This is a genomic window from Thermogemmatispora sp. (genome assembly GCF_019683755.1).
GTDB lineage: Bacteria > Chloroflexota > Ktedonobacteria > Ktedonobacterales > Ktedonobacteraceae > Thermogemmatispora.
This window is the reverse complement of sequence record NZ_JADGHT010000028.1, coordinates 1-23,811: the sequence shown is the minus strand read 5'-3', so window position 1 is coordinate 23,811 and position 23,811 is coordinate 1. Positions and strand designations below refer to the sequence as shown.

The following is a 23,811-nucleotide window of genomic DNA, read 5'->3' as shown; positions in this document are numbered from 1 at the left end:
ATTCTGAATACAGAATATAGTATACCTTCAGGTGGCGCAGCAGCGTCAAGGCAAGCACTGCCTCCGCAGAATTGCGAGTCTTGGCCGTCATGCACTTTGAGCATTTCATTATCGAGTTTATGATCTGAGCGCTTCAGCGCGGTGAGGCGCACATAGTGCTCGCTGCTGCGATGGCAGCGCCTTTTGCCAGCCAGGGAAAAAGGAGTGGTGTATTGACAGTAACCATCGTTGATGTTCAGGCTTACGACATTCGCTTTCCCACCTCGCGCACGCTGGCCGGCTCGGATGCCATGAACGTTGATCCTGACTATTCGGCGGCCTACGTTATTTTGCGAACCGACCATCCCCAGGGATTGGAGGGCCACGGCTTCACCTTCACCATCGGGCGTGGCAATGAGGTCTGTGTGGCCGCTATCCAGGCCCTGGCGCCGCTGGTGCGTGGGCACACGCTGGAAGAGTTTACCAGCGACATGCGAGCTTTTTGGCGCCATATGACCGGTGACAGCCAGCTACGCTGGATCGGGCCGGAGAAAGGCGTGATCCACATGGCCACGGCGGCTCTGGTGAACGCAGTCTGGGATCTATGGGCCAAAGTCGAGGGAAAGCCGCTCTGGAAGTTGCTGGCTGACATGTCGCCCGAGCAGTTGGTAGCCTGTATTGATTTCCGCTATCTGAGCGACGTGCTCTCGCCTGCGGAGGCGGTCGAGATGCTCGCGCGTTTGGCGCCGACGCGCGCTGAGCGTGAGGCGGAATTGCTGCGCGTCGGCTATCCTGCCTATACCACCGGCGCCGGCTGGTCAGGTTACAGCGATGAGCAGCTCCGGGCCCTCTGTCGGCAGGCGCTGCGCGAAGGTTGGCGCCACTTCAAGCTCAAGGTCGGCCTTGGTCTTGAACGTGACCGTCAGCGGGCTCGCATCATGCGCGAAGAGATTGGCCCCCAGTGCACGCTGATGATGGATGCCAACCAGGTATGGGAGGTTGAGGAGGCGATCGCCGCCATGCATGAGCTGGCAGAGTTCCAGCCACTCTGGATTGAGGAGCCGACCAGCCCCGATGACATTCTTGGCCATGCAGCTATTGCCCGCGCTATTGCCCCGGTGCGTGTGGCCACGGGCGAGCATGTCCAGAATCGCATTATCTTCAAGCAGCTCTTCCAGGCGCAGGCCATCGGCTTCTGCCAGATCGACGCCTGTCGCCTGGGTGGCGTTAATGAGGTGCTGGCTGTGCTCTTGCTGGCTGCCAAGTATGGGGTGCCGGTCTGTCCTCATGCTGGTGGTGTGGGCCTCTCCGAGTATGTGCAGCACCTGGCGATCTTCGATTATATCGCTGTCAGTGGCTCACTGGAGGGGCGCATGATCGAATATACGCCGCATCTGCACGAGCATTTCGTCCATCCCGTGGTGATGCGCCAGGCGCGCTATCTACCGCCGCTGGCGCCAGGCTATAGCGCCACTATGCACGCGGATTCGATCGCCGCTTACTCTTTTCCCGATGGGCCAGTCTGGGCGGCATATCGGGCCGGGAATGATGAACCGGCTGATCGAGGGGCGGTGTGAGTTGGCGAGTGGATCGGCTGACGGCGCGGTGGCCTGGGATGGGGACGGCAGGCTTTCCTTGTGCCTGCTGGGCGCGCTACAATAACAGGAGGATTACCAGTTATGCGCAGAGTCGGACAGATCATCGCCCTCAAGCCAGACGCTATCGAGACCTACGAGCGGCTGCATGCCGCTGTCTGGCCCGAGGTGCTGGCAACTATTCACGCCTGCAATATCCGCAACTACACGATCTTCCGCCACGGAACGCTCCTCTTCGCCTATTTTGAGTATGTCGGCACTGATTATGAGGCCGATATGGCGAAGATGGCCGCCGATCCGAAAACTCAGGAGTGGTGGAAGTTGACCGATCCTCTACAGGAGCCTGTGGAGCCGCGTGCGCCTGGCGAGTGGTGGGCCACGATGCGCGAGGTCTTTCATACGGACTAGGGTTGCTACATGGCGAGATGCAGAGATGGGCGCTACCGCGCCAGGCACTGGAGAGGTTTGCATCAGCAGAGCGGAAAGGAGGATAAGCGTGGTCTTTCGCCTGGATGGGAAGGCGGCTTTGATCACAGGTGCCGGCTCGGGGATCGGTGAGCAGATTGCGCTGCTGTTCGCCCATCAGGGCGCACGCGTGGTAGTGGCCGATGTGCGCCCAGAGGCGGCTCAGCGTGTGGCAGAGATGATAGTCTCCTCCGGCGGTCAGGCTCGCGCCTGGACGCTGGATGTCTCCGAGGAGGAGCAGGTATGCGCGGCGGTGGCTGAGATGGCGGCCCGCGAGGGCCGGCTCGATATTCTGGTCAATAATGCTGGCATCAGTCATGTGGGCACTGTGCTGGAGACGTCGCTCGCGGACTGGGAGCGCGTGATGCGTGTCAATGCCCGTGGCGTCTTTCTCTGCGCCCGTGAGGGGGTGCGCCAGATGTTGGCTCAGCAGCCACGTGGCGGGGTGATTATCAATATCGCTTCGGTGGCGGCGATGATCGGCGTCGAGCGCCGCCTGGTCTATAGCGCAAGCAAGGGGGCAGTTCTGGCGTTGACTCGCACCATTGCCGCCGATTACGTGAAGCAGGGCATTCGCTGCAATGCGATTTGTCCGGGCACGGTGCACACGCCGTTTGTAGAAGGCTACCTTGCACGCGATTTCGCTGGCCACGAGGATGAGGTACGCCAGCAACTGCATGCCCGCCAGCCGCTAGGGCGCATGGGACGGCCCGAGGAGATCGCGGCGGCGGCTCTCTACCTGGCCTCGGATGAGGCGGCTTTTGTGACCGGCTCTGCGCTGGTGATCGATGGCGGTTGGACGGCTATCTGACGCTGACTTACTCCTGCGGCTTGCCTGGCTCAGCAATGGCAGGGGTAGGCAGCGGAGCAGAGGCCTGCCTCTGCCGCCGGGACAGATGTCCGTGTCTGAGCTTGAGACTGATGAGCGCATGTCAGAGGAGGTCTGTTTGTGGCTATGTCGTCTGAAACGGGTACGGCGGCTTCGCTGCCACGGCGAGCACTGGGTACGACGGGATTGCAGGTGACGCCGCTCTGTATCGGTTGTGCACCACTGGGCAATATGCCAGAAACCTTTGCCTACGAGGTTCCCGAGGAGCGGGCTTTAGCAACGATCCGCGCGGTCTTTGCCAGCCCGATCAACTTTTTGGATACGGCGGCGGCCTACGGCGATGGCGAGAGTGAGCGCCGTATCGGTATCGTACTGCGCGAGCTAGGGGGACTACCTGCCGGCTTTGTCCTGGCAACGAAGGCCGACCGCAACTTGCAGACGGGCGAGTTCAGTGGTCCGCAGATGCGCCGCAGCGTCGAGCGCAGTCTGCGCCTGCTTGGTCTGGAGCGGCTGCAACTGGTCTATCTGCATGATCCCGAATATATTCCCGATCCTTCACAGGACCCCTTCGAGGTCATGATGGCGCCTGGCGGTCCGGTTGAGGTCCTGCTCCAGTTGAAAGAGGAGGGCCTGATCGAGCACCTGGGAATCGCTGGCGGTCCGATCGAGATGATGACGCGCTTTGTGGAAACTGGCCTCTTCGAGGCGGCCATTTCGCACAATCGCTATACGCTGCTGAACCGCGAGGCTGATCGTTTCTGGGACCTGTGCCGCAGCCGCGGGGTGGCGACGGTGAACGCTGCTCCCTACGGCAGTGGCTTGCTGGCGAAGGGGCCGGAGGCCTATCCGCGCTATATGTACGGTGAAGCCAGCCCAGAGCTGTTGGAGAAGGCTCGTCGTATGCAGGCGGCCTGTGCGCGCTATGGGGTGCCGCTGGCGGCGGCAGCTCTGCAGTTCTCGCTGCGCGATGAGCGCATTGTCTCAACGATCGTCGGCGTGACGCGTCCCGAGCGCGTCGCTGAGACGTTGGCCCTGGCGCAGCAGCCCATTCCTGATGAGCTGTGGCAGGAGCTAGAGGCTATCTATCAGGGCCAGGGCGCTTAACTTCTGGCCAGGCCTTGCTTAACGCCGGGTGCCGCAATTGCCGACCAGGCAGGCTGGTCGGCTGGCCTGGCTACGGTTACCAGGTGCCTACAGAAAGGAGCAAGAGCCTCGATGAGCGATGGTGTTCCTCCGACGGGAGCCGATGAGCTGCTCCCCATCGTTGACGCTCATGTGCATTTTTGGGACCCGCAGCGCTTTCGTATGCCCTGGCTGGAAGCTGTTCCCCAACTGAAGCGAGCCTTTGGGCCGGCAGATTACCGCGAGCAGACGCAGGGTCTGCCGATCGAGGCTCTGGTTTACGTTGAGGTGGTGGTCGCGCCCGAGGAGGCGCTACGTGAGGCGGCCTGGATTGTCGAGTTAGCGCGGGAAGAGCCGCGCCTGAAGGCTATTGTCGCTGCGGCACCCTTAGAGCAAGGCCTGGCGGTGCGCGAGCACCTGGAGGCGCTGCGTTCACTTTCCCCCTTGATTAAGGGGGTACGCCGTAATATCGAGAACGAGGCGGAAGACGATTTCTGTCTGCGTCCAGCCTTCATCGACGGCGTGCGCCTGCTCGCCGACTATGGTTTCTCCTGCGATCTCTGTCTGCGCCATCAGCAGCTCGCCAGCGCCGTGGAGCTGGTGCGACGCTGCCCCGATACACGTTTCATCCTTGATCATCTGGGGAAGCCGCCGATTCGCACGCATGAGCACGAGCCGTGGCGACAGCATATGCGGGCCTTGGGCGAGCTGCCAAATGTGGTCTGCAAGGTGAGTGGCATGGTGACCGAGGCTGATCACGAGCACTGGAGCGCCTATGATTTGGTCCCCTATCTGGGGACGGTCATGGCGGCCTTCGGCCCTGAGCGCCTGCTCTTCGGGGGCGACTGGCCGGTTGTTCTGCTGGCCTCCAGTTATCGGCGCTGGTACGAGACGTTGCGAGCGATGCTGAGCGCCTACCCACTGCATGAGCAGCGCCTGCTGTGGTCCGAGACCGCGCGTCAGGTCTATCGTCTCTAATTCAGCCGTCCCGCGCTCGCTGGTCAAGGTCAATGCCCTTGCTCAGCGGTACGGTAGGCTAAACGGCAGCGAGCCGGCGCAGTTTCAGATGAGGAGGCTCCGGCTCGCTGCTTCTTCTGTGCTTTCTCTTGCGGGCGCTGCCTGGTGGGGTGGGGGAGGACTCTCAGCCGCGGCGCTCAGGAGGCCTGACCAGGGCGCAAGGCTTTAAAGCGGCGGGTGGTCTCGGTAATGGCCGTTTCGGTCGGCAGGCGCTCCATGCTGGAGGCGCCAAAGAAGCCAACTACGCCGCGTGTGCGCGCCAGCACATAGGCAGCATCCTCTGGCTCAGCGATTGGGCCACCGTGGCAGAGCACCAGAATATCGGGATTGACGGCCTTGGCCGCATCGTGCATAGCCTGGATGCGCTCGACACACTCGTCAAGCGTCAGCGCCGTTTGGGCGCCGATCGTGCCTTTGGTCGTTAGCCCCATGTGAGGGACCAAGACGTCGGCCCCCGCTTCGGCCATGGCCCGCGCCTGCTCAGGATCGAAAACGTAGGGCGCTGTCAGCAGGTCTAGCTCGTGCGCCTGGCGGATCATCTCGACCTCTAACGCGAAACCCATGCCGGTCTCTTCCAGGTTCTGGCGGAAGACGCCGTCGATGAGGCCAACGGTGGGGAAGTTCTGGACACCGACAAAGCCCATCTCTTTGAGCTGGCGCAGAAAGTAGGGCATGACCCGGAAAGGGTCGGTGCCACAGACGCCGGCCAGAACGGGCGTCCGCTTGACAATCGGCAAGACCTCGCCGGCCATTTCGACGACAATGGCGTTGGCATCTCCATAGGGGAGCAGGCCCGCCAGCGAGCCGCGCCCAGCCATGCGGTAGCGGCCCGAGTTGTAGATGATGATGAGATCGGCGCCGCCGGCCTCAGCGCACTTAGCTGAGAGGCCGGTGCCCGCGCCGGCGCCGATGATCACTCCCCCTTGCCTGACGGTCTCTCGCAACCGTGCAAGTGCTTCTGCTCGATTCATGACGCTGTTCCTCCTTCACTGGGCGCTTGAGATGCTCGCTTTGTTGGCGCTCCAGTCTGCTGCGCCTGTTGATGCTGTTGAATCAGCTCATCGAGGCGGCGCGCCATCGCCTGGGCGAAGCGCGGGTCGTTGATGTCCATGTCTAGCTCATGGACCTCGACATGGGGTTGCAGGTCGGCTTTGAGTGCACTGATGAGCGCCTGATCAGCCCCGGGATCGTAGAAGGGCTGCCCTTCAGTATCGATGAGAGAGACGCCGCGCAGGGGGATGAACAGGACTGTGGGACCACGCGCCTGGTTGAGCTTGCGCGCGATGATGTGGCCAAGGGCGGCGCATTCTTCGGGGGTGGTGCGCATCAAGGTCACGGTCGGATTGTGCTTGTAGAGACGGCGGGTGCGGAATTTCTCGGGGACCGTCTCCATTGGGCCAAAATTGACCATGTCAAGGGCACCAAGTGAGACGACCTGTGGCAGTCCCGCCCGGCCAGCCGCCTCCAGACGCTCAGGGCCGGCGCTCAGGACGCCGCCTACCAGCTCATCGGCTAGCTCGGTCGTGGTGATGTCAAGAACGCCAGCCAGGAAGCCGCCTTTGACCAACGCTTCCAGTGATTGACCACCCGTGCCGGTAGCGTGGAAGACCAGTACTTCGTAGCCATGCTCTTCGAGGTAGCGCCGCGCTTCCGTGACGCAGGGCGTGGTGACGCCAAACATGGTGGCCCCAATGAGGGGCCGCGTGCTCGGCGTCGGCTGGAAGGAGGCATAGGCGCGGGCCATGCCGGCAATAGCGGCGGCGGCGTTGCTCAAGATGCGCTCCGAGAGACGATTGAGGCCGGCAATGTCGACAACCGAGTACATCATAGCGATGTCGACAGCCCCCACATAGGGACGGGTATCGCCCGAGGCGAGCGTAGAGACCATCAGTTTGGGGACGCCAATGGGCAAGGCTCGCATGGCCTGGGTCACGAGAGCCGAGCCACCGGAGCCACCCAGCCCCAGGACGCCGTGCAAACGCCCCTGAGCAAAGAGGTCGGTCAGAATGGCTGTGGCACCGCGCGCCATCGTTTCGACCGCCGCGCCGCGATCACCACGGGCCGCTAGCTCCGCTACATCTGCCCCAGCGGCGTGCGCCACCTCCTCGCGACTGATGTCCGGCTGCGTTAGCGGCTTGCCCTTGACTCCAGCATCGACAAGCAGTACATCGCAGCCCTCAGCCCGCACGCGCTCGCGCAGATAGGCGTATTCGTGGCCCTTCGTATCAAGGGTGCCAACCAGAACAACCGTAGCCATAAGACACCTTTGTCCTTTCCTCTTCCCTTTTCCCTGCCCAGCAGGCTATGATTTGCTAGCCAGCCAGTCAGCCAGGCAGGGCGCTCCCCTCTCTGTTGAGAGAGAATCACAGCCTCTTAGATAAGCGCTGAAAGAGCACTGTAGGATCAAACCGACAGGATGTGTAGACAGCCTTGCACACGGTGCCGCGGCTCTGCCTGACACGCTTAGTCTATCCGCCAGCCCCGAAGCGCGTCAAGCGACGAGTCTGACAGACAAGCAGACAAGTAGTAGGCTGGGGAAGCGGAGCTGAGAAGACGAGAGAAGCTATGGAGAAGCCGTCTAACGGGGAGCGTTGCGGCTGGGGATGAGGTAGAGATAGAAAGCAGATCAGCCCCAGGTGGGCCAAAAGCAAGCCCCTTCCCCACGCAGGCGAGAGGGGAAGGGGCGCTGAGCTTTAGGGAGTCTCCTTGAGGTATCCAGAAGCGGAAGCGCTAAAGGTGTGAAGCCTGGCTGACCGAGGGCGCTTAGTACTCGGGAGCCGGCGTCGACTGCGCCTTCTCCTTCTCCGGGATATCGGTGATCAGCGCCTCGGTTGTCAGGATCATGGCCGCGATGCTGGCAGCATTCTGCAGAGCCGAGCGGGTCACCTTGGCCGGGTCGATAATACCGGCGGCAACCATATCCTCGTAGCGATCGGTCAGCACATTGTAGCCGACGTTCTCGTTCTTCTGCTCCTGCTGAGCGCGGCGCACGCCCTCGACCACCACTGAGCCGTCGCGGCCCGCGTTGATCGCCAACTGGCGCATTGGCTCCTCCAGAGCGCGGCGCAGGATCGAGACACCGGTCGCCGCATCGCCCTCCAGCTTCACATTATCGAGAGCCTTGATGGCGTTCAGCAGAGCCACGCCGCCACCGGGGACGATACCCTCCTCGACCGCAGCACGTGTCGCCGACAGCGCATCCTCAACGCGTGTCTTGCGATACTTCAGCTCCACCTCGGTACCGGCACCGACCTTAATCAGCGCCACGCCGCCGGCCAGCTTCGCCAGGCGCTCCTGCAGCTTCTCGCGATCGTAGTCACTGGTGGTCTCCTCGATCTGGGCCTTAATCTGGCGGATACGAGCCTGGATATCGGCGGGATTACCGCGGCCCTCGACGATCGTCATATTATCCTTCGTGGCCACCACACGGCGGGCCTGACCCAGATCGGCCAGCGTTGTGCTATCGAGGCGGCGGCCCATCTCCTCGCTAATCACCTGGCCACCGGTCAGGATGGCCATATCGCGCAGCATCTCCTTGCGGCGATCACCGAAGCCCGGGGCCTTGACAGCCAGCACGTTCAGCACGCCACGCAGCTTGTTCACCACCAGAGTCGCCAGCGCCTCACCGTCGACATCCTCAGCCACGATGACGATCTCACGCTTACCCTGCTGCGTTAGCTGCTCCAGAATGGGCAGGATATCCTGGACGGCACTGATCTTCTTATCGGTGATCAGGATGTAGGGTTCGTCAATGACGGCCTCCATCTTCTCGGAGTTCGTCACGAAGTAGGGGGAGATATAGCCGCGGTCGATCTGCATACCCTCGACATACTCGGTCTCGAAGTTAATGCCGCGGGACTCCTCGACCGTGATGACGCCGTCCTTACCGACCTTCTCCATGACCTCGGCGATCAGGTTACCGATGGTCTCATCCGCAGCGGAGATCGTAGCAACCTGGGCAATTTCCTTCTTGCCCTCAACGGGGATGGCCTTGGAGCGGATATATTCGACGACGGCCTCGGTACCCTTGTCGATGCCAAGCTTCAACTGCATCGGGTTAGCACCGGCGGCCAGGTTCTTCAGACCCTCAGTCACGATGGCCTGCGCCAGCACGGTGGCGGTTGTCGTACCATCGCCAGCAACGTCGTTGGTCTTGGTGGCCGCTTCCTTCAGAAGCTGAGCACCCATGTTCTCAAAGGGGTCCTCTAGCTGGATCTCCTTAGCGACGGTAACGCCATCGTGGGTGACGCTGGGCGCGCCAAACTTCTTATCCAGCGCGACGTTGCGCCCCTTGGGGCCAAGGGTGACCTTGACAGCCTCCGCCAATACGTCGATACCCTTCTTCAAAGCGTGACGCGCCTGTTCGTCAAAGACCAGCTGCTTCGCCATCGCTGTACTCCACCTCGCTTTCAAACGACTACTACTACTGCGTCCTTCTTCTTTACCGATTTACCTGCTTGGTTCCCTATCCCAACGGCTGTTCTTCTCATGGCCGGCCCGCCCTCTGCGGCTGCGCTGAGGCAGACACGCGATGCTGGACCAGCCTTGCTCAGAGAAAAGCGGTAAGAAGTAACAGGTTCGTTTCGCTCAGCCGAGCAGATCACATGGATGAATAGAGATGAGCGCGATTTCGCCCGGTGCTGTCCAGTGCGAGAGCAGCCCAGATTAGCTCAGCACGGCCAGAATATCGCTCTCTTTGAGCACCAGATATTCTTCGTTGTCAAGCTTAAACTCGGTACCGCCGTACTTGGCAAACAAGACGTGATCGCCCTCGCGCACCTCAATGGGCACCCGGTCCCCATTATCGAGCAGGCGCCCGCTGCCGACGGCGATCACCGTGCCTTCCTGCGGCTTCTCCTTGGCTGTATCGGGGATGACGATCCCGCTCTTGGTCACTTCCTCCTTCGGAAGCGGCTTGACCACGACACGGTCGCCTACGGGACGAATCTTCGCCATGCGCATACACTCCCTTCGCTCTTCGTTCGCGAACTCCGGTCAGGGGAAGAAGTAAGCTCACAAAAGGACGGCTGCCGCAGCCTGACCCCCTGTCGCACCGCTCCGGGCAGTGCCCATGCCACCCACGTGCCGGGTCCCCGAGACTGCAACCCGGTCCGCTTCAGCATGGCCCCACTCAGGACGGCACGGCTCGGGGCATTGACCGCCGCTCACCGTCCGCTTGGTTGTCACTCGACCTCGACCGTTTGGGAAGTCTCTTTCTTGGCTTGCTGTCCTGTCCTGGGTTCTCTCCGCCTATACTAAATGCCACATCCGCCGTTAGAACAACACAAGAGAAGCGTTAGAGTTCCGTAGGAATTGTGTTAGAGAAATGTTAGAATCACTCCTCCGCCGCTCGGCGTCGCCGCTGGACGGGCAACAGACTCCTCATCTCCCTGGCTCTGGTGTACTGCGCGATGGTATACTGCCAGCAGCAGCGGCCTGGCTCTCCCTCAGGCCGTTGTCCAGTCAGGCCGCTGCTGCTCGGGAGTGGCTGGCTCGCGTGGGTGGGTGAGTGAGTGAGTGACGGGCGAGCGAGGCCCGCTTTGGTGAAGCCTCTTGGGGTGGTTCCCGTCTGTCTGCCTGCTGGCCTGCCTGGGCCGGCGGGTCCGAGTAAAGGAAAGGGGGAAGCACTGCGATGTCTCTGCCAGAGGAGAGATCGTCTGAGCTGAGCCACGTCGACCGCGCCGGCCATGTGCGCATGGTTGACGTGAGCGAGAAAGCGGAGACCTTGCGCGAGGCTATTGCCCGCGCCCGTGTGCGCCTGCAGTCTCGGACGCTGGCGTTGATCGAGCAGAATCAGATCGCCAAGGGTAACGTGCTCGAGGTGGCGCGTATTGCTGCCATTATGGCTGCTAAGGCTACTCCGCAATTGATCCCGCTCTGTCATCCTCTGCCGCTGACGCATGTAGGGGTAACCTTTGAGCTGCAACGTGAGCAGGGGCTGATCCTGATCGAGACGAGCGCACGCACAACCTACAAGACGGGCGTCGAGGTGGAGGCGCTGACGGCGGCCACCGTGGCGGCTCTGACGATCTACGATATGTGCAAGGCTGTTGATCCGACGATTACGCTGGAGCAGGCCTATGTCGCCCGCAAGAGCGGCGGTCAGCATGGCGTGGTTGAGTTTACACCCGAGGCCCCTACTCGCTAGCTAGCAGGTGGCCGGCCTGTCTGGCTTCCGCTGGCTGATCATGGCGCGGGAGTGCAGACCGGACCGGATTGGGCCGGATCGGCTGCTCCGCCCTTTGACTTGCTGGGACGGCTGTTGGTTCAGCTCAGGCAACGCTGCCGCTGGCGATAGCGCACGCGGAAGGTGCCTGCGGAGAGGGCTTCGATCTCAATAGCTTCGCCGTAGTTGGGTTCGCCAGGATCGGCGCCTTCGAAAAGGTAGTGGCGCAGGAAGGCACGCAGGAGCGGCGAATGGGAGACGCAGAGATAGCGTCGTGGCCGCTGGCGGGGCAGATCGGCCAGGCTGCGTGCAAAGGTCCACAGCCGGCGCGCTGCGCTCCGCGAGTCTTCGCCTGGCGGATCGGGTAGGTTGACCCAGTAGCCGATGCGATCGGGTGTGCTCCAGAAGCCCTGCCAGAAGGGATGACGTGCCACATCTTCGGCGCCGAGGCCGCTCGCCGGTGGCAGTTGCTCTACCAGGGCGGTGGCGCTGCTGACCATTTCGACCCGCGTGCCGGCCAGGTAGAGGTCGGGCGTGCGCAGGGCGTCGCAGCGCTGCGGTGCGTGGACGCGGAGGCTCAGGCCGGCACCCTGCCGGCTGCCGGCCTGAGCCAGTACCTCGTAGAGGACCTGGGCGGTCTCGCTGGCGCGCCGGGGGGCAGCATGCAGGATAAAGATCTCTTCGCCGGGCAGGAGGCGCTGGGCCAGGGCCTTCGCCTGGCGCGCGATCTCCTGCCTGCCTTCCTCGGTAATGGGGACATCGCCACGGTGGGAGGCCACGCGCCCGTGACGGATGAGCTGGATGATCAGCGGCGTGGGCCGCTCGCTCATGTCTGCACCTCCGTCGGCTCTTCGTCAGCAATGAGGGCGAAGGCCCGCGCCGGAGCGCTGTCGATGCCGGCGAAGTGATAGAAGGGGGCGAAGAACTGGCAGCGCGGCGGCAACTGCGCCAGATTGACCAGGCCTTCTATGAGGGGAATGCCTGCCCCCAGAATGGTGCGATGGACCACGAATTGATCGGCTGTCCAGCCTTGCTCACGGGCCGCTGGCTCCTCAAAGAAGTCGCAGCCGATGCTCTTGGGCTGTTGGGCAACCAACCAGCGAGCCGCCGCCTCAGTGAGGGCTGGCGAGCGCGGGAAGTAGAGAGGCGTGCCGATGGCGCGCTGGGCCCAGTCGCTGCGCAGGAGTAGGATATCGCCAGGGCGAATCGTTTCGCCTCGGGCTCGCAGGCGCTCGAGCGCCCGCTCTAGTAAGGGCACATCAATCAGCATGCGCTCCTCAACGGGTGTGAGGTCGAGTACGATAGCGCTGCCAATGACGCGTTCAAGGGCCACCTGGTCGATGGCCTCGCCGCGCTCGAAGCAGTGGAGGGCCGATTCGACGTGACAGCCCGTGTGCAGGCTCATTGTCACCTGGCCCGACTGCCAGTAGGGGCGCTCTCCTTTCGCCCCTTCGCCAAACTTGGTACGCACTTCGAAGTGAACGCCGATGTTGGTCGATGGCGGTCCCTTGAAACCCTCGGGCACCGCCGGCGTGAGATCGATAATTCTGGTCATAGTCTCGCCTTCGTTGCGCTCAATGGATTCCTTAATAATATAGCGGGCTTCTGGCCTAGGCGCCGGTCAGGCGGGCGAGCCTGCGAGGTGGGCGCTGCTCTTCGCTCAAGGCGCTTATCCTCAGACGCTGCAAGCTGCCGCTCTGGCTTTTCTCTCCGCCTCCCTCCCCTCCCTGACACGGGCGGAATGGCAGGCCGAGCGCTGCCTAGGCCGCAACCTCAGAGCGTCCAGAAAAAGTGGCGCTCGCGGCTCTCCAGGTTGGGAATAGCCTCGCCCTTCACGTACTGCTCGAAGTGAGGCGTAGCCATGTGGGCCTCGTAAGCCGCCTCGTCAACATACTGCTCGTAGATAAAGAAGAGACGCGGGTCATCCGGTGAGCGATGCGGCTGATAGAAGAGACAGCCAGGCTCCTGGCGCGACAGAGGTGTCATGATCTCCAGCACGCGACGGATGGTCTCCTCTTGGCCGGGTTTGGCACGCCAATAGGCAGCAACAATGTAGGCCATAGCTTGCGTTACACTCCTCTCTGCGGCTTTTTGCCGACGCGATTGCGCAGAACGCCGATGCCCTCGATCTCCAGCTCGATCACGTCGCCCTCGCGCAGCCAGCGATCCAGCTCCAGCCCGGAGCCGCCGGCGGCGGTGCCGGAGCCGAAGACTTCGCCGGGGTAGAGGGTCTGAGCCTGTGAGGCGTAGGCGATCATGTCGGCAAAGGTATGATGCATGTGGCCCGAGTTGTCCTCGCCCCAGACCTCGCCATTGACGCGCACCAGCATGCGCAGATTGCCTGGATCGATTTCATCGGCTGTGACGATGCAGGGTCCCAGGACATTGGAGCCATCCCAGTCCTTGGCCTTGCCTGGTCCCATGTTCACGGGCAGCTCGCGCGTCTGCACGTCGCGGGCCGAAACATCGTTCCAGATGGTGTAGCCAAAGATGTAGTGCATGGCTTCCTCTTTGGGGATATCCTTGCCACGCCGTCCAATGATGGCGGCAAGTTCTAGTTCATGGTCGAGGCGCTCGGTATAGGCCGGCCAGGGAATCTCTTCGTCGGGGCCGATGACGGTGTCCGGCAGCCCTTTGTAGTAAGCGGGCACGCTGTACCATTCGGGAGCAATGGGGCGCCCAAGGCGCGTCATTGCGTTCTTGAGATGGCCTTCAAAGGCCAGGAAGTCACGCAGCGAGCGCGGGCGCAGCGGCGCTAACAGGCGCGCCCCACTGACGGGCTGCCGCTGGGCGATGGGGGCCCCGGCTTCAATGAAGGCCACCATGTCGCCCGAGAAGCCCACGTCAAAGATCTGTTCCCCTTCCAGTAGGCCGACGCGCGGCCCCTGGCCAGCATCATAGGTCACGAATTTCATTGTCGGCGACTCCCTGATCTCTAGGTAAGGATAGCATAGCCGATATTACGAGGTTGAGGCAGCGCTCCGTTCCACCTGACGCCGCCGCTCTTCGGCCAGCAGGACAGCGGCGCGCTGCGTGGCCTGGATGATCTTGAGATAGCAGCCACAGCGGCAAAGGTTGCCACCCAGGGCGCGCCTGATCGTCTCCTCGTCTGGCTCGGGCTGCTCTTCCAACAGGGCCTTGATCGTCAGAATCATGCCGGGGGTGCAGTAGCCACACTGAAAAGCCTGCACCTCCTCAAAGGCACGCTGGACGGGATGGCGACCGCCCAGACCCTCGACGGTGGTAATGTCACAGCCCTCAGCCAGGGGCGCCAGCAAGATGCAGGTCGAGATGGGTTGGCCGTTGAGCAGAGCCGTGCAGGCGCCACAGATGCCCAGTCCGCAGGTCTCGCGTACGCTGCGTAGGCCTAGTTCGCGTCGCAGGACCTCTAGCAGCATTTCATCCGGCTCAGCCTGCACTGCGACCGGCTGGCCGTTGAGTGTAAAGTGGATCTCCATTGCTGCCATGATGGCGCTCCTTCTCTTCCTTCTCCTCTCCGTCCGCATCAGACCGCGGCAGCGCTACTGGCGCTGCGTCGCTCGCTCGCTTCAAGGACACGCTCGGGCGTGAGCGGCAGGTCGCGCACATGAATGCCGAGCGAGAAGAGTGCATTACCGATAGCGGCGGGCACCGGCGGCAGAGCGGTTTCGCCCAGACCATGAATCTCGGCGCCGGGACGCTCGATGAGGTCGTAGGTGATGCGCGGCAGGTCGTCTGCCGCCGGGATGTTGTAGTCAGAGAGATTGGCATTGGTGACCTGGCCATCGGCAAAGGTGATCTCTTCAAAGAGTGCGCTGCCGAGGCCCATGATCATCGAGCCTTCGTTTTGTAGCTGGGCCGCCGGCGGGTTGACGACGCGCCCTGCGTAGATGGCGGTGTGCAGATGGAGGACCTCCAGTTTGCCGGTTTCTTCGTCAAGACGCACCTCAGCCGCAGCGGCTCCCTGATGCCAGTGGGTCGAGGCGATGCCCTGGCCAGTGTCGGGATCAAGGCCGCCCTCGTTGATGCATTCGCCGTAGCCCAGCTCGCCATGCTCTTTGAGTTGACGCACGGCTTCCACCAAGGCCCGCCCCATCATGTAGGTTGAGCGGCTGGAGGTGGTGCGGGTATCATAAGGCACGATGTCGGTGTCGGGTACAGGGAAATGCACACGTTCGACAGGCACACCGAGCTGTTCGGCGGCCAGCATGCGGATGGCACGCCAGGCCCCCTGACCCATCTCAGCGGTGGCACAATGAACCGTGTAGCTGCCATCCTCGTTGGCTTCAACCACGATAGAGGCCCGGCTTGGCGTCTGCATGCCCTTGAGCAGCACGGCCAGCCCTTTGCCGCGGCGTCCATGCTGCCAGCCGATGCGCTCAGCTACCGCCTTAAGGCAGTCGGCGAAATGCACGTCGTGCATGATCTCGCCTGTGCAGTAGCGATCGCCATCGACGAGCACATTTTTCAGGCGCAGCTCCAGGGGGTCCAGACCTAGACGCTCGGCTAGCAGATCCATCGTACGCTCCGAGGCCCAGACAGCTTGCGTGGCCCCGTAGCCGCGGAAAGCGCCGTTAGATGGTAGGTTGGTATAGACACAATAGGAGTCGACCCAGACGTGAGGAATGCGATAGGGACCGGGTGAGGCGAAGCCCATTTTCTGGGCGACCCCGGGGCCGCAGTCGGCGTAAGCGCCGGTGTTGGCCCAGCAGGTCACCTGCTTGGCGACCAGGGTGCCATCGCGTCTGGCGCCCAGCTTGACGTGAATGGTGGCCGGATGACGGTTGAGGGTCAGCCATTCTTCGTCACGTCGCAGCACGAGTTTGACGGGACGCCCGGCCTTGCGTGCTAAGCAGGCTACAATGGCCTCGTAGCGCACAAAGGTTTTGGAGCCAAAGGCTCCCCCCATCGGCGGGGCGATGATGCGAATGCGCTCCTGGGGCAGACCGAAGATACCGGCCAGGTCCATGCGCAGATTAAAGGGCGTCTGCGTCCCGGTCCAGACCTCCAGGCGCCCGTCGGGAGTCCAGCGCGCCAGGCAGGCATGTGGCTCCATCGGAACGTGCTGGGCACTAGGTGTATGATAGGTTTCTTCGACAATAACTTCAGCTTCGGCAAAGCCTCGCTCGATGTCACCGTGGCGAATGCGAAAGTGGTGGCAGACGTTGCGCTCTGGCTCGGGACGCATGCCGAAGTAGGCGGCATCATTATCAGAGATGGCCAGATCCGGATGCAGGAGCGGGGCCCCGGGTTGCATGGCTTCCACAGCGTCAAAGACTGCCGGTAGCTCTTCGTAATCGACTTCGATCAGCTCGGCGGCCTCACGCGCAGCCCGCGGCGAGGCGGCGGCCACAGCGGCCACCGGATCGCCAATATAGAGGGCCCGCTCAATGGCCACCACCTGCTGATCCTTGATCTGGCAGCCGTAGAGGCCGAGCGAGCGCACGTCGTCTGGCGTCAGGGCAACAACGTCGGCGGGCAGGGCAGAGGTGTCGACGCGCAGGACACGCGCGTGAGGATAGGGCGAGCGTACAACGCAGGCATAGAGCATATCGGGCAGTTCAACGTCCTGGGCATAGCGGATGGCTCCGGTTACACGCGGGTCAGGCTCAGGGTAATGGGCGTTGCTAAGGCTGGCGGCATCGGCGCTGTTGGCGGCTGGCATCTCTGGCTCAGGCATGGCGCTGGCTCCCTCCTTCTGTCGCAATGATCCGGTTGAGGTCCTCCAGGGCGCGGCGTACCTCGACAGCGATAACGCGCCGGCGGTAGTGGGCTGAGCCACGAGCGTCGCTGATCGGTTCAATAGCGGCGGCGTAGCGTTCGCCGATCTCGCGCGCCAGCGCCGCCTCAATGGGTGCCTGCCCTTCAGCCAGGGCACAGATCTCGGGAAAGTATTGCGGACGCTCGGCTACCGCGCCTACCACGACGCGCAGACGTCCCCTACGGCGGACGGCGGCAACAGCTACACAGGGGCGGTCTTCGCTGGAACGCGAACGGAATTTACGATAGACGGCGCCTTCCATCGTCCTGGGGACCCGGACTTCCGTCAGTAGTTCATCGGGGCGCAGGCTGGTCTCGTAGTGGCCAATGATCAGCTCTTCCACAGGGATCAGACGCTCACCCTGCAAGCTACGTGCGACAACGCTGGCTTCAAGGGCGTGCAGCAGGGCCGGCGGATCGGAGGCGTAGTCAGCATCGGCCAGGACGCCACCGACGGTGGCCTGGTTGCGCACGCGCGGACTGGCAACCAGGGCGAAGGTGGCGGCCAGGACGGGCCAGCCGCGCTGGACCAGCGGCGAGCGCTCCAGGGCGCGATGAGTCGTCATGGCGCCGATGCGTAGCAGAGGCTGGCCACTGGCATCGGCGTCCTCAATGCGCAGATAGGCCAATTGTGGGATCTGGCGCAGGGTCAGCAGGGCCGCCGGTTGCAGCAGGCCTTGATTCATGAGAATGCCGACAAAGGTCCCACCGGCCACAACCGTGGCCTCTTCGCCGTAGCGGGCACGCAGTTCCAGGGCCTCTTCCAGGGATGTCGGTGCGAGCCACGCGGGAATGTGTCTGGCCATAGGGCTTTCTGCTTCTTTCTTTGCTTCTTACTTGCTTGTTAGCTAGCAAGCTCTCTTTCTGTGCTCACTCCGCAACTGGTTGGTTGCTTTGCTCCGTCGCTCCTTGATCCGTCTGCACGCGCGCAGACATCTGGCCGCCCTTGCTCGTGTTGTCTTCGGCTCGCCCACCTGCCGGGCACTGAAGCGCTGCGGCAAAGCGGGCGAGCCTGGCAAGAACGAAGAAGAAGAGCCAGACAGTCGCGAGTCAGAGGGTCGTGATGGGACGCGACTGGAGCAGGTAGAGCTGTCCGTTTTCAATGGCCCATTCAATATCTTGGGGGACGCCAAACAGCTCCATCAGGTGCAGGCCCAGCTCTGTCAGGCGACGAAGCTCTTCCGCTTCCAGAACGCGCCGTGTGCCGATGATCTGCTCGCGTTTAATGTTGCCATGGCGGTCGACTACGTAGTGGTCCGGGGTGACCTCGCCCGAGACGACTTGCTCGCCGAGACCGAAGACGGCTTCGATGATCAGGCGGTCGCGACGCCGGTTGACGGGGTCAACTGTGAAGAGGACGCCGGACTTTTCGGGAGTAAGCATCTTCTGAACGACGACGGCCATGCCCAGGTCGTGTAGCGAGCCTTTGCGGGCCCGATAGAACAGGGCGCGCTCGCTGAAGAAGGAGGCCCAGCAGTCGACGACGCGCCGACAGACCTCGTCGGCCCCACGCACATTGAGATAGGTCTCTTGCTGGCCAGCATAGCTGGCGGCCTCGGAATCCTCTGCGCAGGCCGAGGAGCGCACCGCTACCGGCGCGTTGCCGGGCGCCAGGCGCTCGTAGGCGGCCACGATGGACTCGCGCGGCGCTGCGGCCTGGCGGACCAGCTCCTGAGCTTCGGCATGGCGCTGGTCCAATGCCAGGGCAAGGAGACGCTCGCGATCGACCGATTGTTCCAGGACGTAGGCCGGTATGACAAAGCCGGGCGGCACTGGCAGGCCGCGGGCTGTCATGGCTGCCAGGCTGGCCCCTTTGCCTCCGGCCTGGCGTACGTCACAGCAGGCCGCTTCGTCAAACCAGAGAATAGCCCCCTGCACTTGCTGTCGCATGATACATGCACTCCTTCTCTCGTCGCTCGCTTACTGCCGGCGCTAGTCCTCGTCCTCAATGATGCCGACGGCGCGCACGGGTGCCCCGGTGGTGCCGACCCATTTGATGGGGAAGACGGCCACTTTGAAATTGCAGGGCGGCAACTGATCGAGATTGACCAGGTTCTCTAGATGCCAGTAGTCCTCTTCTTTCATGACAAGGTGGGCCTCCCAGAACTGTTTGCGCTCGAACATGGCCCACACAGGCGGATCAAAGGTCGGGGCATCGGTGCCCATCATGCGCACACCCTGTGAGATCAGGTAGCGGGTGGCCTCGGCGGTCATGCCGCAGTGATCGGTTAGATAGCGCGGCTCGGTGTTGTAGGCGGAGGCGCCGGTCTGGATCAGGACGATGTCGCGCGGTTTGAGGGTGTAGTTGATTTTGGCCAGGGCCTCCTCGATATCGGCGCGCGTGATGCCGTAGCCGTAGGGCTTGTCGCGGAAGTCAAGGACCACGCCGTCGGAGTAGCAATATTCTAGCGGGATGCCCTCGGGACCAGGAGCATCGGGGCCGCGCACGTGCTTGAGGGCGTCGCAGTGGGTGCCAATGTGGTCGCCTTGGATGACAATATAGGAGGCAGTCAGCCAGGTAGCGCCGTATTGGGCGGCCCCGATGCCTTCGGCGAACTCCTGCCAGGTTTCGTACATCAGCAGGGCTGGCGGGACGACCCGCGGAAAGGTCATCATGCCTTTGTGCACCGGCATCGAGAGATCGACAAGGCGAGTCATGCATGTTCTCCTTTCAGGACCAGTTCCCCGAAGAATTCGACATGTTGGCGTAGCAGACGACCTGCCAGGGGACCATCGCCGGCACGCAGTGCCTCCAGAATGGGACGGTGCATCTCGGCCAGATGGTGCGGTTCGATTTCGGTCTTGACAACGCTGATGAGGGTGCGAGCCTCAATGCGCAGCGAGCGCCAGACTTCTTGCAGGACGCGGTTGCCACAGGCCTCGACGATGAGGCGGTGGAAGGCGACATCGTGGCAGACCTGGGCATAGAGATCGCCATCGTCAGCGGCGCGATGCATGGCGGCGATCTCAGCCTCCAGGGCGCCGACCTCGCCTGCCAGGTTGGCCGCCGCTGCTCGCGCCGCCACCTCTTCGATGGCGGCGCGCACGGGATAGACCTCGGCCAGCTCCTGCTGCGAGACGGCGCGGACGCGCGCCCCGCGGTAGGGAACCGACTCGACGAAGCCAAGGGCCTCTAGCTCACGCAGGGATTCGCGCACCGGCGCCTGGCTGGTGCCGAATTCCTGGGCGATTTGTAGCTCGATCAGGCGGTCGCCGGGTCGGTATTCCCCCTGCAGAATACGCGTCAGCAGGATCTCTTTGATTTGCTGGCGCAGGCTTTTACGTGTCAGCGTCAAGCAAGGACCTCCACCACGCCGGTGGCACCGTTGACGCGTAGGCGATCGCCGGTTTTGATGCGCTGGGTGGCGTCAGAGGTGCCGACCACTGCCGGGATGCCGAATTCACGCGAGACGACCGCCGGGTGTGAGGTCACGCCGCCAGCGTCGGTGACCAGACCAACGATGCGCGTGAAGAGCACAACCCAGGCGGGGTTTGTCATGCGGCAGACGAGGATTTCGCCTTCGCGTACCTGGTCGAATTGCTCTAGCGAGGTGACGACACGCGCCGGGCCTTCGACGACACCAGGCGAGGCGGCCAGGCCGCGGATCTCGTCGCTCTTTTGGGCCGGCTGCTTGTAGAACTTGTCCGGGAAGCCCCAGAGGGCGTTGTAGGGGAAGGCTAGGGCGGTCCTGGTGGCTGTGCCGACCCATTCACGTGGGCGAATGTTGTAGGCCCGCTCGCGTTCGTCGCGCCGCTGTGAGACTAGCTCGCGGGCCGGTACGGCGCCAGGGTTGGTCATGAGCAGGCGTAGCTCATTGTAGCGCAGGTACATGACGTCTTCGGGGTCGTCGAGCAGTTTCGCCTGAACCAGCTTCTTGCCAATGGCGATCAGGACCAGGCGCAGACGGGCATTGGTCCCCTGGTCAATGTAGAAATGGTGATCGGGCGTGAGCGGGTTCATGCGCAGCGAGAGGTCAAGGGCCTGCTGCAGGCGCTCGCGCGCTTCACCAGGCGGGACATCGTCCATCAGTTCGTGAATGGCACGGTCAAGGTCCTCGCGCACTCCCTGGATGGTGCGCGGATAGTCGTAGTCAGTCTCCAGGTAACCGCGCAGGATCTCGATAATCGGGGTGGCCTGTTCCTTCCAGGTGGGAAAGGCAAATTCGTGAGACCAGATCGATTTGTAGCCAAATTCTTGCTGGTAGGGTTCGATGCGCTCGCGAATGAGCTGTTGGCCACGTGAGGATTGTTGCAGGGCACGCCAGATGTCGGCGGCGGTTTCGCCTCGCTTGAAGAGCTGACGCAGGTCGTCATCGGCTTTGATCTCTTCTTTGATGCGCCAGAGGGCCTCGATGGAGTCCCAGTTACGATCGGCCAGCGAGCTTTGCAGGCGCCCCATCAGGTTGGGATCAACCTGCCCCTTGATTTCTTGAATGAGGGCGTTGAGGTTGAGGGTCGAAGAGAACTGGGCAAAGTTGAGCATCCAGTGGATTTTCCAGTGACGGTCGTGGATGTCGATGGCGTCCTCCAGGAGGACGGCTAGCTCGACGAGGCTGGCGTGCTCGGTGTCGTAGTTGTCGAGATAGGCAAAGTTGCGCTCCATTTCGGGACGCAGGCGCTTCTGCCACCAGTCAAGGAAGTTGTGGGCGTAGTGGGGCAGGACGGCGTTCATGTAGGCGCCGATTTTCTGGGGATAGTCGGGATCACGCGGGACGCGCGGGACGTAGCGCGCCTGGTATTCGGTGGCTTCGGCACGCAGGGAGGAGTCGGCGGGTACGGCGGCGGTGTAAACGTAGCCGTTGATGTTCTTGGCGATCCAGTCACAGGCGAAGGGGGTGCCGAAGCGCCGGAACATGTGGTCGCAGGTGAGCCACCAGCCGCCGATGTCGAAGAACATGGGCGAGACAGGGTTAGGAATGTGCAGGTCGTCGTAGATCCAGAACAGTTCTTGCTCGCCCTCTTCCCAGGTGATGGGGAAGCTTTCGTCGCCGTAGAATGTGCCCAGGACTTCGTCGTTGCTGCTCATAAATAGCCTTCCTCTCTGAAAACGGGTCCCGACCTCGGGCACAAGGCTGATTGGCTGCTGCGCAGCGCCGGGCTGGCGCGCCCTCTGGCTATCCTGCCGCCCTGGTCGGGTGTGAGCGTTCCTCGCGCTGAACGCTGGCCGGGCCGTGTGGCGCGTGCACACGGCTGGCGCACTCAGAAGCAAGCAAGCAGTAAGAGCAGGTCCAGGCTAGCCAGGCCGGCACATGTCTCTGTGCCGCTGCTCTCTATCAAGAATAAATTATCGATAAACGAAAGTCAAGCGGGTGAGGGGAAAGGTCGGCGCCCCAGAGGGAGAGCGGTGGGAAGCTAACCAGACCGCCCGCCAGGCCCATGGGCGAGAGACAGCCAGGGATTGGCTGGCGTTGCTTGACGGGAGACGCTCGGGATGTTATGCTCACAGTGGGCGGCCTCGCTTTGAGCAGCCCATCTAGTAGGAAGAGGCCTGTGCCTTCAGTAAGGATGATGAGGAGATTGTCGCATGCTAAGTCGGGAGGAAGTTGAGCAACTGATCGATCAGAAGCTGGCACCACTACAAGAGGAGACCGCGATGCTCAAAGCTGAGCTGGGCAAAGTCGATCTCCCGGCCCTTGATCATCGTAATATGCGCCAGGCGCTGACGCGCATTGAGACCGCCCAGGAGAGTCTGAAGCTCGATTTCGAGCGCCAGGAGAAGCGCCTGATCCGCTTTGAGGAACAGACTAATCGTCAGTTTGCAGCCCTCAAGGGGGACACTGAGAAACTCGCAGAGCAGGTCTCTGGTCTCAAAGTCGACACCACAACGCTCAAAGAGCAGATGGCGCTCGTGATTAGCATGCTGCACCGCGTGCTTCCCCCAGATCAATAGGGTGGCTGATTCTTCTTCTCTCTCTCACGGCGACAGGCGCCGGACGGCGCGGCGGCTCGTTCGCTAGTGTTGCTTCTGCGCTGGCGGTGTGAGCCTCGGAGAGCAGGGCAGGAGCGACCCATCTACCGTCTATGGCCTGGCCTACGCCGGCAGTCGTTGCGGTTTCCTCCCATTGCTGACCGCTCACTCTCGTTCACTGAATTACCGGCCTCACTCATGTGCTTCGCCCTCTTCAGCACAGGGCACTGACCTGCTAGTACCACCCATTAGGATAACTGTGGCAGGTTAGCAGCCCAGGCGCATGGCAAATCTCTATGGTCACTTGCCCCTTGCCAGGTCGATGAGCAGCGTTGTGCGCGGCTCTTCCTCAAGAGCAAAAGCGGTTTATCTTGAAGCCAGTCGCTGTATCTGTTGTTCCTGCCAGGAATCTTCTCACTACCACTGTTGCAATCTGTCCTCTTTTGTCTCTTGACTTGTCATAGATTGTCGTCTATGCTCTGTGGAAATGGGTAGGTTGTTCTTTCGCCCCCTTGAGGGGCAGAAGGTAATGCCACGGGTATAGATAAGCGTGTCAATGGTTCACCAGTGCGAGAGGAAGGCCGGTGATTTACGATGACTCGCGTGCAAGGTCTATGGCCACCCACTGTTGAGGGGGAGCCGATGCCAGTGGCGGTGGAGAGGCTGATTCTGCAATACAGCCTGGGTACGCCACTGCGTGTTTACAAGCTGACGCTGCTTGAGCTGTCAGGAGTCGTGGAGGCTTTGTGGCTGGGAGCCATGCTTCTACTTGTATGCTTCTTCTTTTGCCTGGTCGAGACAGCTTCGGGCGTGCCCTTCCTCACGGCCCTGGTGAGCTGTCTGGCGCTCTGCCGCCAACCAGAGATCCTCATCATTTGCTGCCTTGGCTGGCTTTGGGTGATGGTTCCTCGCTGGGCCTGCCTTGGCTGGCGGGTCTATGTCTGCCTTGACGGTTTTGTTTGCCAGCAGGGCCAGCGGTTGATGGCTTTGC

24 protein-coding genes are annotated in these 23,811 nt (G+C 62.3%); 9 read left to right on the top strand and 15 right to left on the bottom strand.

The window, feature by feature from the left end; genetic code table 11:
• Positions 1-212 precede the first annotated feature (212 nt).
• The 5 genes from IRZ24_RS03895 (at position 213) to IRZ24_RS03875 (ending at position 4,968) form a co-directional block, all read left to right on the top strand.
• On the top strand, positions 213-1,556 hold the full coding sequence (locus IRZ24_RS03895) for an L-fuconate dehydratase (protein ID WP_297160636.1): 1,344 nt from the start codon (positions 213-215) through the stop codon (positions 1,554-1,556).
• A gap of 102 nt (positions 1,557-1,658) precedes the next feature.
• The gene (locus IRZ24_RS03890; protein WP_297160635.1) at positions 1,659-1,982 is read left to right on the top strand and encodes an L-rhamnose mutarotase; all 324 of its coding nucleotides are present in this window, start codon (positions 1,659-1,661) and stop codon (positions 1,980-1,982) included.
• Between the two features lie 88 nt (positions 1,983-2,070).
• A complete protein-coding gene (locus IRZ24_RS03885) occupies positions 2,071-2,850 on the top strand; it encodes a glucose 1-dehydrogenase (RefSeq protein WP_297160634.1) in 780 nt (259 codons plus the stop codon).
• A gap of 144 nt (positions 2,851-2,994) precedes the next feature.
• Entirely contained in the window at positions 2,995-3,972 is a 978-nt protein-coding gene (locus IRZ24_RS03880) for an aldo/keto reductase (protein ID WP_297160633.1), read from the top strand.
• A gap of 111 nt (positions 3,973-4,083) precedes the next feature.
• Complete coding sequence (locus IRZ24_RS03875; RefSeq protein ID WP_297160632.1) at positions 4,084-4,968, top strand: amidohydrolase family protein; 885 nt, start codon at positions 4,084-4,086, stop codon at positions 4,966-4,968.
• Positions 4,969-5,144: 176 nt separating this feature from the next.
• Here the strand turns inward: IRZ24_RS03875 and IRZ24_RS03870 are convergent, their stop codons facing one another.
• The 4 genes from IRZ24_RS03870 to groES form a co-directional block, all read right to left on the bottom strand.
• Entirely contained in the window at positions 5,145-5,978 is an 834-nt protein-coding gene (locus IRZ24_RS03870) for a phosphoenolpyruvate hydrolase family protein (RefSeq protein WP_297160631.1), read from the bottom strand.
• Positions 5,975-7,264: a Tm-1-like ATP-binding domain-containing protein gene (locus IRZ24_RS03865; RefSeq protein WP_297160630.1), complete on the bottom strand. Its 1,290-nt coding sequence runs from the start codon at positions 7,262-7,264 to the stop codon at positions 5,975-5,977. Before IRZ24_RS03865 ends, IRZ24_RS03870 begins: the two co-directional genes overlap by 4 nt.
• Positions 7,265-7,770: 506 nt before the next feature.
• Positions 7,771-9,396: a chaperonin GroEL gene (gene groL, locus IRZ24_RS03860; RefSeq protein WP_297160629.1), complete on the bottom strand. Its 1,626-nt coding sequence runs from the start codon at positions 9,394-9,396 to the stop codon at positions 7,771-7,773.
• A gap of 276 nt (positions 9,397-9,672) precedes the next feature.
• Positions 9,673-9,963, bottom strand: a complete 291-nt coding sequence (groES, locus tag IRZ24_RS03855; protein ID WP_069805481.1) for a co-chaperone GroES — start codon at positions 9,961-9,963, stop codon at positions 9,673-9,675.
• 370 nt (positions 9,964-10,333) lie between these two features.
• On the opposite strand from groES, the gene IRZ24_RS03850 reads away from it, so the two are divergent.
• Positions 10,334-10,516, top strand: a complete 183-nt coding sequence (locus IRZ24_RS03850) for a hypothetical protein (protein WP_297160628.1) — start codon at positions 10,334-10,336, stop codon at positions 10,514-10,516.
• 123 nt (positions 10,517-10,639) lie between these two features.
• Positions 10,640-11,155, top strand: coding sequence for a cyclic pyranopterin monophosphate synthase MoaC (moaC, locus tag IRZ24_RS03845; RefSeq protein WP_297160627.1), 516 nt, complete (start codon positions 10,640-10,642; stop codon positions 11,153-11,155).
• Between the two features lie 119 nt (positions 11,156-11,274).
• Here moaC and IRZ24_RS03840 read toward each other — a convergent pair whose 3' ends face one another.
• The 11 genes from IRZ24_RS03840 to IRZ24_RS03790 form a co-directional block, all read right to left on the bottom strand.
• Positions 11,275-12,003 carry a histidine phosphatase family protein gene (locus IRZ24_RS03840; protein WP_297160626.1) on the bottom strand — a complete coding sequence of 243 codons (729 nt, stop codon included), beginning with the start codon at positions 12,001-12,003 and terminating at the stop codon, positions 11,275-11,277.
• Positions 12,000-12,728 carry a cyclase family protein gene (locus IRZ24_RS03835; protein ID WP_297160625.1) on the bottom strand — a complete coding sequence of 243 codons (729 nt, stop codon included), beginning with the start codon at positions 12,726-12,728 and terminating at the stop codon, positions 12,000-12,002. The genes IRZ24_RS03840 and IRZ24_RS03835 overlap by 4 nt, the downstream gene beginning before the upstream one ends.
• A 218-nt stretch (positions 12,729-12,946) precedes the next feature.
• Positions 12,947-13,234: a putative quinol monooxygenase gene (locus IRZ24_RS03830; protein WP_297160624.1), complete on the bottom strand. Its 288-nt coding sequence runs from the start codon at positions 13,232-13,234 to the stop codon at positions 12,947-12,949.
• Between the two features lie 8 nt (positions 13,235-13,242).
• The gene (locus tag IRZ24_RS03825; protein ID WP_297160623.1) at positions 13,243-14,088 is read right to left on the bottom strand and encodes a fumarylacetoacetate hydrolase family protein; all 846 of its coding nucleotides are present in this window, start codon (positions 14,086-14,088) and stop codon (positions 13,243-13,245) included.
• Between the two features lie 45 nt (positions 14,089-14,133).
• Positions 14,134-14,640 (bottom strand): (2Fe-2S)-binding protein, encoded by a 507-nt coding sequence (locus IRZ24_RS03820; protein WP_297160622.1) that lies wholly within the window; start codon positions 14,638-14,640, stop codon positions 14,134-14,136.
• 38 nt (positions 14,641-14,678) lie between these two features.
• Positions 14,679-16,832: a xanthine dehydrogenase family protein molybdopterin-binding subunit gene (locus IRZ24_RS03815; protein ID WP_297160621.1), complete on the bottom strand. Its 2,154-nt coding sequence runs from the start codon at positions 16,830-16,832 to the stop codon at positions 14,679-14,681.
• Complete coding sequence (locus IRZ24_RS03810) at positions 16,825-17,718, bottom strand: FAD binding domain-containing protein (RefSeq protein ID WP_297160620.1); 894 nt, start codon at positions 17,716-17,718, stop codon at positions 16,825-16,827. The genes IRZ24_RS03815 and IRZ24_RS03810 overlap by 8 nt, the downstream gene beginning before the upstream one ends.
• Before the next feature lie 244 nt (positions 17,719-17,962).
• Positions 17,963-18,802 carry a PEP/pyruvate-binding domain-containing protein gene (locus tag IRZ24_RS03805; RefSeq protein ID WP_297160619.1) on the bottom strand — a complete coding sequence of 280 codons (840 nt, stop codon included), beginning with the start codon at positions 18,800-18,802 and terminating at the stop codon, positions 17,963-17,965.
• A gap of 42 nt (positions 18,803-18,844) precedes the next feature.
• Positions 18,845-19,570: a cyclase family protein gene (locus IRZ24_RS03800; RefSeq protein ID WP_297160618.1), complete on the bottom strand. Its 726-nt coding sequence runs from the start codon at positions 19,568-19,570 to the stop codon at positions 18,845-18,847.
• Positions 19,567-20,208 (bottom strand): GntR family transcriptional regulator, encoded by a 642-nt coding sequence (locus IRZ24_RS03795; protein ID WP_297160617.1) that lies wholly within the window; start codon positions 20,206-20,208, stop codon positions 19,567-19,569. Before IRZ24_RS03795 ends, IRZ24_RS03800 begins: the two co-directional genes overlap by 4 nt.
• On the bottom strand, positions 20,205-21,938 hold the full coding sequence (locus IRZ24_RS03790) for a PEP-utilizing enzyme (RefSeq protein WP_297160616.1): 1,734 nt from the start codon (positions 21,936-21,938) through the stop codon (positions 20,205-20,207). The genes IRZ24_RS03795 and IRZ24_RS03790 overlap by 4 nt, the downstream gene beginning before the upstream one ends.
• 498 nt (positions 21,939-22,436) lie before the next feature.
• Between IRZ24_RS03790 and IRZ24_RS03785 the strand changes: the two genes are divergently transcribed.
• Positions 22,437-22,802: a hypothetical protein gene (locus IRZ24_RS03785; RefSeq protein WP_297160615.1), complete on the top strand. Its 366-nt coding sequence runs from the start codon at positions 22,437-22,439 to the stop codon at positions 22,800-22,802.
• A gap of 612 nt (positions 22,803-23,414) precedes the next feature.
• A partial coding sequence (locus IRZ24_RS03780) for a hypothetical protein (RefSeq protein WP_297160614.1) occupies positions 23,415-23,811 on the top strand: 397 nt, incomplete at its 3' end.

What these genes read in the sequence shown, in the direction of transcription:
- IRZ24_RS03805 (WP_297160619.1), bottom strand. Translation starts at nt 18,802, where the DNA reads ATGCGACAGCAAGTGCAGGGGGCTATTCTCTGGTTTGACGAAGCGGCC.
- IRZ24_RS03850 (WP_297160628.1), top strand. Translation starts at nt 10,334, where the DNA reads ATGTTAGAATCACTCCTCCGCCGCTCGGCGTCGCCGCTGGACGGGCAA.
- IRZ24_RS03875 (WP_297160632.1), top strand. Translation starts at nt 4,084, where the DNA reads ATGAGCGATGGTGTTCCTCCGACGGGAGCCGATGAGCTGCTCCCCATC.
- IRZ24_RS03785 (WP_297160615.1), top strand. Translation starts at nt 22,437, where the DNA reads ATGCTAAGTCGGGAGGAAGTTGAGCAACTGATCGATCAGAAGCTGGCA.
- IRZ24_RS03865 (WP_297160630.1), bottom strand. Translation starts at nt 7,264, where the DNA reads ATGGCTACGGTTGTTCTGGTTGGCACCCTTGATACGAAGGGCCACGAA.
- IRZ24_RS03890 (WP_297160635.1), top strand. Translation starts at nt 1,659, where the DNA reads ATGCGCAGAGTCGGACAGATCATCGCCCTCAAGCCAGACGCTATCGAG.
- IRZ24_RS03830 (WP_297160624.1), bottom strand. Translation starts at nt 13,234, where the DNA reads ATGGCCTACATTGTTGCTGCCTATTGGCGTGCCAAACCCGGCCAAGAG.
- groES (WP_069805481.1), bottom strand. Translation starts at nt 9,963, where the DNA reads ATGGCGAAGATTCGTCCCGTAGGCGACCGTGTCGTGGTCAAGCCGCTT.
- IRZ24_RS03870 (WP_297160631.1), bottom strand. Translation starts at nt 5,978, where the DNA reads ATGAATCGAGCAGAAGCACTTGCACGGTTGCGAGAGACCGTCAGGCAA.
- IRZ24_RS03835 (WP_297160625.1), bottom strand. Translation starts at nt 12,728, where the DNA reads ATGACCAGAATTATCGATCTCACGCCGGCGGTGCCCGAGGGTTTCAAG.
- IRZ24_RS03815 (WP_297160621.1), bottom strand. Translation starts at nt 16,832, where the DNA reads ATGCCTGAGCCAGAGATGCCAGCCGCCAACAGCGCCGATGCCGCCAGC.
- IRZ24_RS03810 (WP_297160620.1), bottom strand. Translation starts at nt 17,718, where the DNA reads ATGGCCAGACACATTCCCGCGTGGCTCGCACCGACATCCCTGGAAGAG.
- moaC (WP_297160627.1), top strand. Translation starts at nt 10,640, where the DNA reads ATGTCTCTGCCAGAGGAGAGATCGTCTGAGCTGAGCCACGTCGACCGC.
- IRZ24_RS03880 (WP_297160633.1), top strand. Translation starts at nt 2,995, where the DNA reads ATGTCGTCTGAAACGGGTACGGCGGCTTCGCTGCCACGGCGAGCACTG.
- IRZ24_RS03790 (WP_297160616.1), bottom strand. Translation starts at nt 21,938, where the DNA reads ATGAGCAGCAACGACGAAGTCCTGGGCACATTCTACGGCGACGAAAGC.
- IRZ24_RS03820 (WP_297160622.1), bottom strand. Translation starts at nt 14,640, where the DNA reads ATGGCAGCAATGGAGATCCACTTTACACTCAACGGCCAGCCGGTCGCA.
- IRZ24_RS03825 (WP_297160623.1), bottom strand. Translation starts at nt 14,088, where the DNA reads ATGAAATTCGTGACCTATGATGCTGGCCAGGGGCCGCGCGTCGGCCTA.
- groL (WP_297160629.1), bottom strand. Translation starts at nt 9,396, where the DNA reads ATGGCGAAGCAGCTGGTCTTTGACGAACAGGCGCGTCACGCTTTGAAG.
- IRZ24_RS03840 (WP_297160626.1), bottom strand. Translation starts at nt 12,003, where the DNA reads ATGAGCGAGCGGCCCACGCCGCTGATCATCCAGCTCATCCGTCACGGG.
- IRZ24_RS03800 (WP_297160618.1), bottom strand. Translation starts at nt 19,570, where the DNA reads ATGACTCGCCTTGTCGATCTCTCGATGCCGGTGCACAAAGGCATGATG.